The sequence below is a fragment of the Labrys sp. ALF-8 genome, assembly GCF_059699065.1.
Genome location: NZ_AP048537.1, coordinates 280577 through 292715 on the forward strand (window position 1 = coordinate 280577; position 12139 = coordinate 292715).

General features: G+C 64.9%; 12 protein-coding genes. 9 read left to right on the plus strand and 3 right to left on the minus strand.

Annotated features, from left to right (window positions below):
- Positions 1-77: 77 nt before the first annotated feature.
- On the minus strand, positions 78-623 hold the full coding sequence (locus tag AC6H34_RS01435) for a cupin domain-containing protein (protein WP_448146494.1): 546 nt from the start codon (positions 621-623) through the stop codon (positions 78-80).
- 144 nt (positions 624-767) lie between these two features.
- On the opposite strand from AC6H34_RS01435, the gene hisD reads away from it, so the two are divergent.
- The 5 genes from hisD to AC6H34_RS01460 all read left to right on the plus strand — a co-directional run bounded on the left by hisD (position 768) and on the right by AC6H34_RS01460 (position 6455).
- Positions 768-2075 carry a histidinol dehydrogenase gene (gene hisD, locus AC6H34_RS01440; protein ID WP_448146493.1) on the plus strand — a complete coding sequence of 436 codons (1308 nt, stop codon included), beginning with the start codon at positions 768-770 and terminating at the stop codon, positions 2073-2075.
- A gap of 170 nt (positions 2076-2245) precedes the next feature.
- Positions 2246-3295, plus strand: a complete 1050-nt coding sequence (locus AC6H34_RS01445) for an ABC transporter substrate-binding protein (RefSeq protein ID WP_448146492.1) — start codon at positions 2246-2248, stop codon at positions 3293-3295.
- Positions 3296-3397: 102 nt separating this feature from the next.
- A complete protein-coding gene (locus tag AC6H34_RS01450) occupies positions 3398-4462 on the plus strand; it encodes an ABC transporter ATP-binding protein (protein ID WP_497537668.1) in 1065 nt (354 codons plus the stop codon).
- Positions 4459-5634 carry an ABC transporter permease gene (locus AC6H34_RS01455; protein ID WP_497537669.1) on the plus strand — a complete coding sequence of 392 codons (1176 nt, stop codon included), beginning with the start codon at positions 4459-4461 and terminating at the stop codon, positions 5632-5634. Before AC6H34_RS01450 ends, AC6H34_RS01455 begins: the two co-directional genes overlap by 4 nt.
- The gene (locus AC6H34_RS01460; RefSeq protein ID WP_448146489.1) at positions 5631-6455 is read left to right on the plus strand and encodes an ABC transporter permease; all 825 of its coding nucleotides are present in this window, start codon (positions 5631-5633) and stop codon (positions 6453-6455) included. The genes AC6H34_RS01455 and AC6H34_RS01460 overlap by 4 nt, the downstream gene beginning before the upstream one ends.
- A gap of 34 nt (positions 6456-6489) precedes the next feature.
- Here AC6H34_RS01460 and AC6H34_RS01465 read toward each other — a convergent pair whose 3' ends face one another.
- Positions 6490-7506 (minus strand): polyprenyl synthetase family protein, encoded by a 1017-nt coding sequence (locus tag AC6H34_RS01465; RefSeq protein ID WP_497537670.1) that lies wholly within the window; start codon positions 7504-7506, stop codon positions 6490-6492.
- A 192-nt stretch (positions 7507-7698) separates the two neighbouring features.
- Between AC6H34_RS01465 and AC6H34_RS01470 the strand changes: the two genes are divergently transcribed.
- Positions 7699-7923, plus strand: coding sequence for a putative signal transducing protein (locus AC6H34_RS01470; protein WP_448146487.1), 225 nt, complete (start codon positions 7699-7701; stop codon positions 7921-7923).
- The gene (locus AC6H34_RS01475) at positions 7920-8672 is read left to right on the plus strand and encodes a tRNA1(Val) (adenine(37)-N6)-methyltransferase (RefSeq protein WP_448146486.1); all 753 of its coding nucleotides are present in this window, start codon (positions 7920-7922) and stop codon (positions 8670-8672) included. The genes AC6H34_RS01470 and AC6H34_RS01475 overlap by 4 nt, the downstream gene beginning before the upstream one ends.
- Before the next feature lie 3 nt (positions 8673-8675).
- Here the strand turns inward: AC6H34_RS01475 and AC6H34_RS01480 are convergent, their stop codons facing one another.
- Positions 8676-9518 carry a helix-turn-helix transcriptional regulator gene (locus AC6H34_RS01480; RefSeq protein ID WP_497537671.1) on the minus strand — a complete coding sequence of 281 codons (843 nt, stop codon included), beginning with the start codon at positions 9516-9518 and terminating at the stop codon, positions 8676-8678.
- 107 nt (positions 9519-9625) lie between these two features.
- On the opposite strand from AC6H34_RS01480, the gene AC6H34_RS01485 reads away from it, so the two are divergent.
- The gene (locus AC6H34_RS01485; protein WP_448146484.1) at positions 9626-10717 is read left to right on the plus strand and encodes an ABC transporter ATP-binding protein; all 1092 of its coding nucleotides are present in this window, start codon (positions 9626-9628) and stop codon (positions 10715-10717) included.
- A gap of 49 nt (positions 10718-10766) precedes the next feature.
- The gene (locus AC6H34_RS01490) at positions 10767-11930 is read left to right on the plus strand and encodes an ABC transporter substrate-binding protein (RefSeq protein WP_497537672.1); all 1164 of its coding nucleotides are present in this window, start codon (positions 10767-10769) and stop codon (positions 11928-11930) included.
- The last annotated feature ends 209 nt before the right edge of the window (positions 11931-12139 follow it).

The window sequence follows — 12139 nt, forward strand, 5'->3', positions numbered from 1 at the left end:
CATCCGGCAGAGGCCGGGGCAACCCCCTCCCGAATCCCGCGCGAAAAGGTGGTCGGTAAATCGACCAGTGCCAGACATCAATAAGTGGGCGGCGTGATGGCGCTGACGATCTCGCTGCGGCCGTCCGCGACATTGCGGAAGCGGTGCGGAAGGCGGCTGTCGAAATAGTAGCCGTCTCCCGGCAGCAGCAGTTGCACATTGGTGCCGACGGTCACCTCGATGGCGCCGCTGAGAACCATGCCGCCCTCCTGCGCGGAGTGGGCATAGGCTTCGCCGGTGTCTGCCCCGGGCGCGTAGGTCTCGTGCAGCACGAGCATGGACTTGTTCGGATAGTCGAGGCCGATGACACGGTGGGAAATGGTCTCCGCATGGCCGATCTCGGTCAGATCGGCGGCACGATAGAAGGGACTCTGCGGCAAGGTGGATTTGAGATCGAGGAAGAAACCGGAAAGAGTCGTACCCAGAGCGTCCAGCACGGCACGAAGCGTATCGAGCGACGGGCTGATCATGTCGCGCTCGATCAGCGAGATCGAGGAATGCGAGACACCCGAACGCACCGCCACCTCCCTGACGCTCAGCTTGCGACGCTGCCGCAATTCGCGAAGCTTGTCCCCGATCTTCATGCTTTCCTCCGCCGTCCCGGGAATCAACAGCGGCGCATTCCGCCGCTGGTGGTGAATTTATTGACCATCAGCGTTTCATGCAATTGCGGGAAACCGCGGGCAGCGGGACAGTCAATCATCATTACATCAACCAAAAGGCCGCCAATGCCGATGCTCGACCCGCAGATCGAGACCAGGATCACCCGCATCAAGACACCCGAGCGCAGCGCCCAATCGGACAACGCTCCCGTCGAAGCCACGGTCAAGGAGGTCATCGCGGATGTCCGCAAGCGGGGCGACGAGGCCCTGCGCGACTATTCGAGGCAGTTCGACAAGGTCGAGATCGAGGCGTTCGAGGTTACGCAGGCGGAGCGGCGGGATGCCGTCGAGGCGCTCGATCCGCAGACCCGTGCGGATACCGAATTCGCCATCGAGCGGGTACGGGCCTTCGCCGAGGCCCAGCGCGCCACGCTGGCGCCGCTGGAGATCGAGGCCCTGCCCGGACTGCATCTCGGCCATCGCATCATTCCCATCGCCCGCGTCGGCGCCTATGTGCCGGGCGGGCGCTATCCCCTGCTTTCGGCGCCGGTTATGACGCTGGTGCCCGCCAAGGTGGCCGGTTGCGACGAGGTCATAGCCTGCCTGCCGCCCGGCGCGCATCGGGCGATGATCGCCGGCTGCCATCTGTCGGGCGCGGACCGCATCTTCAGGGTCGGCGGCGCCCAGGCCATCGCCGCCATGGCCTACGGCACCCAGACCGTCCCCGCGGTCGACAAGATCTTCGGGCCCGGCAATGCCTTCGTGAACGAAGCCAAGCGCCAGGTCTTCGGCCAGGTCGGCATCGACCAGCTCGCCGGGCCCAGCGAGATCTTCGTGGTGGCGGATGAGTCCGGCGACGCGGTCACCATAGCGGTAGACCTGCTGGCGCAGGCCGAGCACGACGTGCGCACCCGCGTCGGCCTGATCACCACCAGCAAGCCGCTGGCGCAGGCGACGAAGGCCGAGGTGGAGCGCCAGCTCCTGAGCCTGCCCACCGCCGATGTCGCCGGACCGGCCTGGCGGGATTATGGCGAGATCGTCCTGTGCGAGGACGAGGAGGCCATGCTGGCCTATTCCGACTTCATCGCCGCCGAGCATCTGCAGGTCCATACGCGTGATCCGCATGCCACGGCGACAAAGCTGCGCAACTACGGCTCGCTTTTCATCGGCCCTCTGGCCAGCGTCGTCTATTCCGACAAGTGCTGCGGCACCAACCACACGCTGCCGACGATGGGAGCGGGACGTTACACGGGCGGCCTGTGGGTAGGTTCCTATGTCAAGACCTGCACGCATCAATGGCTGGACGAGCGCGGCGTCGCCGCCGTGGCGCCCCCTGCCACCCGCCAGAGCGCAAGCGAGGGACTGGAGGGACATCGCCGTGCCGCGGCGCTGCGTCTCGCGCCGAAGCAGCTCCTTGCCGAGCTGGGTGTCTAGTTTTTTCACCGGCCGTAAACGCCGCCATTGCCACAGGCGGCCTTGCGGGTTCCGATGGCGACAATCCGCGTACGATCGATGCGCGAAAACAGGGCGTGGGCCAGGCAGGACGTGCTGCCGGTGATCACGCCCGTAAAGTCCAGAGCAACGCAGCAATGGGGAAGACTGCCATGACCATCCGACACATCATTCTTGCATCCGGCCTCGCGCTCGGCACGGCTCTTGCCGGCCTCGCCACGGCCTCGGCCCGCGATCTCACGGTCGTCTCCTGGGGCGGCAACTACCAGGACGCCCAGCGCAAGATCTATTTCAAACCCTTCTCCGACAAGCTCGGCAAGCCTGTCCTCGACGAGGCCTGGGATGGCGGCATCGGCGTGCTTGAAGCCAAGGTCAAGGCAGGTACGCCCAACTGGGATGCCGTCCAGGTCGAGGCGGAAGAACTCGCCATCGGCTGTGCCGACGGCATCTACGAGCCGCTGGACTGGAACAAGCTCGGCGGCAAGGACAAGTTCATCGACAGTGCCGTCAGCGATTGCGGCGTGGGCGCCATCGTGTGGTCGACGCAGCTCGCCTATGACGGCGACAAACTCAAGGAAGCGCCCACGTCGTGGGCGGATTTCTGGGACACCAAGAAGTTCCCGGGCAAGCGTGCCCTGCGCCGCGGCCCGAAATATGCCCTCGAGTTCGCCTTGATGGCCGATGGAGTGGCTCCGAAGGACGTGTACACCGTGCTGCGGACGCCCGAAGGCGTGGACCGCGCCTTCAAGAAGCTCGACCAGATCAAGGGCGACATGGTCTGGTGGGAATCGGGCGCCCAGCCGCTCCAGTTGCTGAAGTCCGGCCAGGTGGTGATGACTTCGGCCTATAACGGTCGCATCAGCGGCATCAACAAGACCGAGGGCACCCATTTCAAGGGCGTCTGGCCTGGCAGCATCTATGCGGTGGACAGCTGGGTCATCCTCAAGGGCAGCCCCAACAAGGACGCGGCGATGGATTTCATCGCCTTCGCCAGCGAACCCGATAACCAGGTGAAGCTGCCCCAGGACATCGCCTACGGGCTTCCCAACAAGGCAGCGGCCGCCGCTGTTCCGGCCGACCTTGCGGCGGACCTGCCGACGTCGCCCGCCAACACCAAGGACACCATCTCCATCGATACGGACTTCTGGAACGACAACATCGAGGAACTGACCAAGCGCTTCAACGCCTGGCTCGGCCAGTAGGACCGCCTCCTGCGCATGGCCGGAGCGAAGGCTCCGGCTATGCAACGCGCCATGACGGAGTATTGTGGCGTTACACGTCCCCGCAGGAGCAGTTCAGGCCTGATGGAATCCTTCATTCACTTCGATGCCGTGAGCAAGTCCTTCGGCACGATGAAAGTGGTCGACAATCTCGATTTTCACGTCGGGCGAGGCGAATTCGTCAGCCTTCTCGGGCCATCGGGCTCCGGCAAGACCACGCTCCTGATGATGCTGGCGGGATTCGAGGCTCCTTCCAGCGGAGCCCTGAAGGTCGATGGTGTGCGCGTGGAGAACCTGCCGCCCCATAAGCGCAACATGGGCGTGGTGTTTCAGAACTACGCCTTGTTTCCGCATATGACGATTGCCGAGAATGTGGCCTTTCCGCTGAAGATGCGCGGCGTCGGCCGGGCGGAGCGGGACAGCCGGGTGTCCCGAGCGCTCGATCTTGTCCGCCTGGGCCATCTTAAGGAGCGCAAGCCGTCCCAGCTCTCGGGCGGGCAGCAGCAGCGCATCGCCCTGTCCCGCGCCCTCGTCTACGAGCCCAAGGTGGTGCTCATGGACGAGCCTCTGAGCGCACTCGACAAGCAGTTGCGCGAGCACATGCAGCTCGAGATCCGGGAATTGCACCGCAATCTCGGCCTTACCGTGATCTTTGTGACCCACGATCAGGGCGAGGCCCTGACCATGTCCGACCGGGTCGCCGTGCTCAATCTCGGCAAGATCGAGCAGCTCGACACGCCCTCGGGCCTTTACGATCGACCGCGCACGCGTTTCGTCGCCGAATTCATCGGCGAGACGAATCTCCTCGAGGGGCGGGTGAAATCCTGCGCCGACGGCCTCGCCACCGTGGAGCTCGCGCTCGGAAGGACCGTCGCCTGCCGCACCGATCTCGCCCTTCAGGCGGATCTGCCGGTCCTGGTTTCGATCCGGCCCGAGCGCCTGCATGTCGGCGACGGCGAGACCCAGCCGAACAGCCTCCCCGTCAGCATCGAGGACGACGTCTATCACGGCGATCACGTCCGGCTGCATCTTGCCTGCAGCGGGAAGCGCCTGGTCGCCAAGGCCGACCGCCGCGAGAGCCTGCGCGCCGTCGGCTCCGAGGCATTCGCCGGCTTCAGCGTCGACGACTGCACGCTGGTCCTGCCATGAGCCGCGCGCCGCGGCTGAGAGCCGCCCTCCTTCTGCTGCCGCTCATCGCCTTTCTCGGGATCTTCTTCCTGTGGCCGCTCGGCATGATGATCACGACCTCGGTGCAGGGCGGCACCGTGCGTCTCGCATTCCCGGCCACGGCGGTGGCGATCGCGGGCTGGGGCGGCGAGGGCACGCCCCCGGCTGAAGTGCAGGCGGCGCTGGCGAAGGATCTCAGGGCGCCCATCCCGCAGGAACAGTTCGGCGATGCCGTGCGGGCCCTCAACAGCCAGCAGTCCGGCTTCCGCACGCTCCTCCCCAAGACCGCCACCGCCATTCGGAACGCGCCCGAAAACAGCCCGCCGGCGCTTTCCAACATCGATACACGCTGGACGCAGCCCGCCTTCTGGCTTGCCCTCAAGCGCAGCATGCCGGCCTACACGGACGCCAACCTGCTGGCGGCCGTCGACCTCAAGCGGGGCGACGACGGCAACATCGCTCCGGTTCCCCCCGATCTCGCGGTCAACCGCATGATCATGCTGCGCACATTCGTGATCGCCCTGCAGGTCACGCTGCTCTGCGCCCTGATCGGCCTGCCCTTCGCCATGCTCGTCGCCAGTGTCGGCGGCTGGAAGCGCAACGTTCTCCTGCTCTCCGTGCTGCTGCCGCTGTGGACTTCCCTGCTGGTGCGGACGGCGGCGTGGATGGTTCTCCTGCAGGAGAACGGGCTTATCAACCAGACGCTGAAGGCTCTCGGGCTGATCGATGCGTCGCTGCCGCTGATCTACAACCGAACCGGCATCCTCATCGCCATGACGCATGTGCTGCTGCCCTTCATGGTGCTGCCCATCTATGCCAGTCTGATCGCCATCCCCCGCAACCTGATGCCGGCCGCCGCATCCCTGGGCGCGCCGCCGCTGAAGGCGGTACGCCACGTCATGCTGCCGCTCGCCATGCCCGGCCTGCTCTCGGGTTCGCTGCTCGTCTTCATGGTGGCGCTCGGCTACTACATCACGCCCGCCCTGGTCGGCGGCCCGAACGAGCAGATGATCTCGTCGGTCATCGCCTTCTACGCGACCGGAACGGCCAATTGGGGCATGGCCGGTGCGCTCGGCATCTTCCTGCTGGTGCCGACCACGGTGCTCTATCTCATCTATGGCCGACTTTCGCGCACGCCCATGGTGCAGCCATGAGGAATACCAACCGACTGCCCTTCAATGCGCTGCGCCTTGCCTTCGGCGCCCTCGTCGTCGCCTTCCTGGTGATCCCCCTCGCCGCTATCCTGCCGCTTGCCTTCACCGACAGCATCTTCCTCACCTATCCGATGTCCGGTCCCTCGACCCGGTGGTTCGACACGCTCGCCACCAGCGACGCCTGGCAGCGCTCCATCGTCAACAGCATGATCATCGGCAGCGGCGCCACGGTGCTGTCGACGGCGGTGGGTACCCTGGCGGCGCTCGGGCTGCGTCGCAATCTCGTGCCCTTCTCGGGCCTGCTGCGCTCGATCTTCCTGCTGCCGATGGTGGTGCCGGCCGTGGTGCTGGGCGTCGGCATGCAGATCCTCTACGCCCGGCTCGGCCTCGCAAGCAGCTATCTCGGGGTTATCATCGCGCACGCCGTCCTGTGCGTGCCCTTCGTGCTGGTGAACGTCTCCGGCTCGCTCGCGGCGATCGATCCCGCTCTGGAGAAGGCGGCCGCGAGCCTCGGTGCCGCACCCGCGACGGTGTTCCGGCGAGTGACCTTCCCGCTCGCTTTGCCGGGAATCCTCACGGGAGCAGCGTTCGCCTTCGCGACGTCGCTGGACGAGGTCGTCATCACCCTCTTCGTTGCCGGCCCCAACCAGACGACCCTCGCGCGGCAGATGTTTTCCTCGCTCCGCGAGAACATCAGCCCGGCCATCGCCGCCGCCGCCTTCCTCATCATCGTCGTGACGCTGGTCCTGGCCTTGGCGGTGCGGGGAACGGCCATTCTCGCCGTGTTGCGGCAGCGCAGAACGCTCGTGCCGGAGGAATAGCGCCTCCTCGTCGAGAAGCGCCAAACCCGAAATCTCAGTGCGCGCGGCTGATGCAGAACTCCACGACGTCGGCCAGGGCGGACTTCATCTGGCTGTCGGCGAACAAGGCAAGCGCGTCCTTGGCCATGGCGCCGTAGTGGCGCGCGCGTTCGATCGTGTCTTCGAGAGCGTTGTGGCGGCGCATGAGGCCGATCGCATGTTCGAGGTCGGCCGTGTCGATCTCGCCACGCTCCAGCGTGCGGCGCCAGAAGTCACGTTCGGCCTCATTACCTCGCCGGAAGGCCAGCACCACGGGCAATGTGATCTTGCCTTCGCGGAAATCATCGCCGACGTTCTTGCCGAGCTTGGCATCGGAGCCGCCGTAATCGAGCGCATCGTCGACGAGCTGGAACGCGATGCCGAGGTTCATGCCGAAGGAACGGCATGCGGCCTGTTCGTCCTTCGGACGTTCGGCCAGAACCGGGCCGACCTCGCAGGCAGCGGCGAAGAGCTCTGCGGTCTTGCCGCGAATCACGGCAAGGTATTCGTCCTCGGTGGTCGCCGTGTTCTTGGCGGCGGCCAGCTGCGCGACCTCGCCCTCCGCGATCACGGTCGCCGCCGTGGAGAGGATGTCGAGCGCCTTGAGCGAGCCGACCTCGACCATCATCTTGAAGGCCTGGCCAAGCAGGAAATCGCCCACCAGCACGCTTGCCTCGTTGCCCCAGACCATACGGGCGGCGGGCTTGCCGCGGCGCATGTCGCTCTCGTCGACCACGTCGTCATGCAGGAGCGTGGCGGTGTGCATGAACTCCACGGAGGCTGCGAGCTTGATGTGCCCATCGCCACGGTAGTTCGAGAGCTGAGCCGTCGCCAAGGTGAGGATCGGGCGCAGGCGCTTGCCTCCGGACGAGATCAGATGATTGGCGACTTCGGGAATCATCGTCACGTCCGAACCGGTCCGCGACAGAATTGTGGCGTTGACCCGCGCCATATCAGCCTTTGTCAGGCTGACGATCGGCTCAATCGAGCCTTGCGGCCCCGATTTGTCCTCGAATGCGACAACGACACCCAAAATTCCGACTCCGTTTACGCGCGCACCATAGAAATGAGAGGCCTCACGCACAAGCACGCAGTTGTCGCGCTCCTCCGCCGCTGTTGAAGATGGCGCTTTGGCCGGGCGAAAACACGCTCGGCGGCCGCGGGGCGGATCTGAGACCGGCATCGGGCCGTTGCAACTTCCCGTGATTGCCGCGACAATCCATTGATGGAAGAAATCGTCCGCACCAATGATCCCGTCCTGATCTCCTATATCGAGGCTTTGCTGAAGGAAGCAGGTGTCGTGCATCTCGTGCTCGACACGCATATGAGCGTGCTCGAGGGCTCGCTCGGCATGATCCAGCGCCGCATCCTGGTCGACTCCGACCAGAGCGGCCTGGCCCGCATGCGGCTCCGGGAAGCGGGGCTCGGCAAGGAGCTGCGCGAGCAGTGAGCGAAACCTCCACTGCCGCTTTCCTCGGCGGACGCCTGCGTCTGACCCAGCCCGCCCGGGGACACAGGGCGGGAACGGATGCGGCGCTTCTTGCCGCCTGCGCCGCTCCTGCCGCCGGCGAAGTCGTCTACGATCTCGGTGCCGGTGTCGGAGCGGCCGGGCTGGCACTGGCGCTGCGCTTTTCCGGCTGCAATGTCCGCCTGGTGGAGATCGATCCGGCGATCGCGAGCCTGGCGCGGCACAATATCGATGCCAACTCACTCGGCCAACGTGTCGACGTTCTCGAAGCCGACGTGACCCTGCGCCCGTCCCGAGGGGGTCCCTTGCAGCCGGCGAGCGCCGATCAGGTCATCATGAACCCGCCTTTTCATATCCCCGGGACCGTCCGACCGCCGCCGGATGCCTATCGCTCCGGCGCCCACATACATGGCGTTGGCGGGGATGAACCCTGGATCCGCTGCGCCCACGACCTGCTGAAACCAAAGGGCCTACTCGCCCTTATCCACCGTGCCGATGCCCTGCCCCGACTTCTGGCAGCGCTGGACAGGCGCTTCGGCGACATCCGGGTCAAGCCCGTGCTGCCACGAGCAGACGAGGCGGCCGTGCGAATCCTGCTTCGCGCACGGCGCGATTCCCGATCTCCCTTCACCTTGTTGCCCGCCCTCGTCCTGCATGACGCCGCGGGTGCCTTCACCCGCCCGGCGGAAGCCCTGCATCGGGGAGAGTCGAGCATCGACTGGGGGTCCTAGATGTCATCGTGTTTCGTTGAGGAGTTCGATGAATCGGGCGAACAGGCCGGCCTGCGAATGGATCCCCAGCTTCTGGTGGATATTGCGGCGATGCACCTTAACGGTACCCACGCTGATCTGCAGCAGCCGGCTGATCGAATCCGAGGAATGCCCCTGCAGCACGAGGTTGACGATCTCGCCCTCGCGCGCCGTCAGGGACTGGCTCGCCCATAGGCGGGCACGATCGAACTCCGTGCCCGGCAGCACGGGAAAGGCCGTGCGGTTGCGAGCGCCGGCCAGATCCGGCAGATCGCGCCAATGCTGCGCGCACAGGCTGAGGACGACCGGCGTCAGATCTCGCAGCACGCGAACCTCGGCGGTGCCGAAAGGCCCGGAGGCAGCCACGCGCATCAAGGACAACACCACCGACGTGCGCTCCGGCAATTGTATGAAGAAACCCACCTCCTCGGCGAGCCCGGTCTGGCTGTAGTACGAACGATAGTATTCGCTGGTGTAGAAGCGATCGGGCGCGAGTTCCCTCATGCGGTGGAAGCCCTCCTTGCCGTCGACCGCCGCATGGTAGAACGGATCGAGCAGGTAAGGCCCCTCCTGGTAGAGAGCGACGTAGATGTAGCTCTCGGCGGGCGAGAAGGTCTCGAACAGGAGAGGCGGGCGCGCCGAACCGCGATAGCCGAATACCACGCAATGATCGCAATGGACGTGAAGACGAAGCCAGTCCAGCAGGGCACGCTCGAAATCCCCGCTGGTCTTTTCGGCCGACGAAATGGCCTTCGCCAGGCCGGTCGCTGCCCTCAGCCTTGGATTTGCATTGCTGATTTCTACCACCTCTGCAAAAGAAACGGGCATCTTATACCCCCCGGTGGGTATATACGGCTGGCAAAGCGCCCGCTAGCTTTATCGGGCCGAGACTGGAAAACCAGTCCCTCAAACATACCCATCCACGGATCGAGCTTGTGAACGACAAGGCACTGCCCGATATCGCCTTTCGAGCCGTCACCAAGTCCTATGGCGAAGTGACCGCCGTGCACGGCATCGACCTTGCAATCCCCAAAGGGGCTTTCGTGGCGCTGCTTGGTCCGTCGGGCTGCGGCAAGACCACCTGCCTTCGCATGATAGGCGGATTCGAGGAGCCGAGCTCCGGCACCGTGAGCATCCGGGGCCGGGACATGGCCGGCATTCCGCCGTTCCGCCGCCCGGTGAACATGGTCTTCCAGCAATATGCGCTGTTTCCGCATTTCAATGTCGGCGACAACATCGCTTACGGGCTGCGTCAGGCGCGCCCGCGCATTGCAGCAGCCGAGATCCGGCAGCGCGTGGACGAGGCCCTCGCCATGGTGCGCCTCGGTGGATACGGCAAGCGGCGCATCCATGAACTCTCCGGTGGCCAACAGCAGCGGGTCGCCCTCGCCCGTGCGCTCGTGAACAAGCCCGCAGTGCTGCTGCTCGACGAACCACTCGCCGCGCTGGACAAGAAACTGCGCACGGAAATGCAATTGGAACTGCAGAACCTGCAGCGGGATCTGGGCATCACATTCGTGCTGGTCACGCATGACCAGGAGGAGGCGCTGTCGATGAGCGACCTCGTCTGCGTGATGAACAAGGGTAGGATCGTGCAGCTCGGCCAGCCCAGCGAGATCTACGACGACCCCGCGGACTTGTTCGTCGCCGATTTCGTCGGCAAGACCAATCTCATGAAGGGTATCGTGGCCCAGGCTGGCGAGACCCAAGCCCAGATCACGCTCGCCAACGGGGCTTCCCTGGCCGCCCGGACCCGGTCGCGTCTGCGGATCGGACAACAGGTCAGCGTCAGCATACGGCCCGAGGCGATGCGGCTCGGCGTCACGGATGGACCGAGCCTCCAGGGCACAGTCCACAACCGCATCTTCCTCGGCTCGACCGCCGAATACGCCATCGAGGTCAGCGGCGTCGGCATGGTGCTCGTCGCCGCCGATCACCTGACCCACGAGCCCGCGCTCAAGGGTCCAGGCGATACGGTCTCCATTGGCTTTGCTCAGGGAGCGCCGCTCGCCTTCGCCAGCAATTGACGATCTTCAGAAAGCCGCGGCAAGCGGCATCACCAGAGGGAAGTGAGCCATGTCGAAATCATATCGGGACGGCCTGCCTATTTCGGCCGAGAGCTTTGTCGAGCACCTGCTGCGCTTCAGAAAGGGATCGATCAGCCGCCGGCACTTTCTAGGCGCCACGGGCCTCGGCATGGCGATGGCCGTGCTCGGACGGGAGAACGGCCTGATGCCGGCTCCCGCCTATGCCGCCGGCGAACTCGGCGACAAGATGTCGATCGCTACGTGGCCGAACTATCACGATCCGCAGACCTTTGTGAACTTCACCAAGGCGACAGGCGTCGCCGTCGAGGTCAACGTCTTCGGCTCGAACGAAGAAATGCTCGCCAAGCTCCAGGCCGGCGCTTCGGGCTGGAGCCTGTTCGTCCCGACGAACTACACCATCTCCACCTATAAGAAGCTCGGCATCATCGAAGCGCTCGACATGAGCAAGCTGCCCGCCTACAGCGCCGGCACTGAAGACAAGCGCTTCACAGCCGAAGGGACCATCGACGGCACCGTCTATGCGGTGCCCAAGAACTGGGGCACCACCGGCTTTTCCGTCAACAGCCAGAAGCTTACCAAGCCGATGTCGAGCTGGAAGGAGTTCTGGGATACCGCCATGGCCGAAGGCTCGAACCGCACCATGGTGCATGACTACCAGCTCACCACCATCGGCAACGCACTGAAATATTACGGCTATTCCTTCAACTCGCTGAAACCGGACGAACTCGCCAAGGCCGAAGAGCTGCTGATGAAGGTCAAGCCGCATCTCTACGCCGTCTCGAGCGACTACCAGCCGCCGATGCGAGCTGGCGATGCCTGGATGACCATGTGCTGGACCAATGACGGCGCCCAGCTCAATCGCGACCTGCCCCATGTCAAGTACATCCTCGGCAAGGAGGGAGGCGAGATCTGGACGGACTTCTACGCAATCCCCAAGGATGCGCCGAACAAGGCGGCCGGCTACGCGCTGCTGAACTACCTGATGACGCCGGAAAACGCGGTCAAGGAGCACCTCGCCAATGGCGCGCCATGCACGGATTCGAGGGTGAACGCCCTGCTGCCAAAGGATTTCCTCAGCAATCCCATCCTGTATCCGGCCGCCGACCTCCTGGCGCCGCTGGAATTCGGGGCGGCGGCTACGCTGACCGATCCCGGCCGCGCCGAGCTCATGGCCCGCTTCAAGGCGGCGTGATCGGCACCGGCGCGCCTGGCTCCGGCTGGCGCGCCCTGAAGCCGGCAGTTTTCTACCGACGCGTCGCTCCTGCGACACTTCATGGAGACCCTGACAAGAAATCACGGCACCGCCCAAGAAAGCTCGATCTCGTCATGCCCGGCGCTGTTCCGGTTTTCCAGCCATACCCCCTGCAAGTGCCGGGGCGTGCCTGGATCACCGGAACAGTA

Bases quoted from the DNA above. Each gene is read 5' to 3' on its own strand.
- AC6H34_RS01450 (WP_497537668.1), top strand. From the start codon at position 3,398: ATGGAATCCTTCATTCACTTCGATGCCGTGAGCAAGTCCTTCGGCACG.
- AC6H34_RS01470 (WP_448146487.1), top strand. From the start codon at position 7,699: ATGGAAGAAATCGTCCGCACCAATGATCCCGTCCTGATCTCCTATATC.
- AC6H34_RS01435 (WP_448146494.1), bottom strand. From the start codon at position 623: ATGAAGATCGGGGACAAGCTTCGCGAATTGCGGCAGCGTCGCAAGCTG.
- hisD (WP_448146493.1), top strand. From the start codon at position 768: ATGCCGATGCTCGACCCGCAGATCGAGACCAGGATCACCCGCATCAAG.
- AC6H34_RS01480 (WP_497537671.1), bottom strand. From the start codon at position 9,518: ATGCCCGTTTCTTTTGCAGAGGTGGTAGAAATCAGCAATGCAAATCCA.
- AC6H34_RS01455 (WP_497537669.1), top strand. From the start codon at position 4,459: ATGAGCCGCGCGCCGCGGCTGAGAGCCGCCCTCCTTCTGCTGCCGCTC.
- AC6H34_RS01490 (WP_497537672.1), top strand. From the start codon at position 10,767: ATGTCGAAATCATATCGGGACGGCCTGCCTATTTCGGCCGAGAGCTTT.
- AC6H34_RS01460 (WP_448146489.1), top strand. From the start codon at position 5,631: ATGAGGAATACCAACCGACTGCCCTTCAATGCGCTGCGCCTTGCCTTC.
- AC6H34_RS01445 (WP_448146492.1), top strand. From the start codon at position 2,246: ATGACCATCCGACACATCATTCTTGCATCCGGCCTCGCGCTCGGCACG.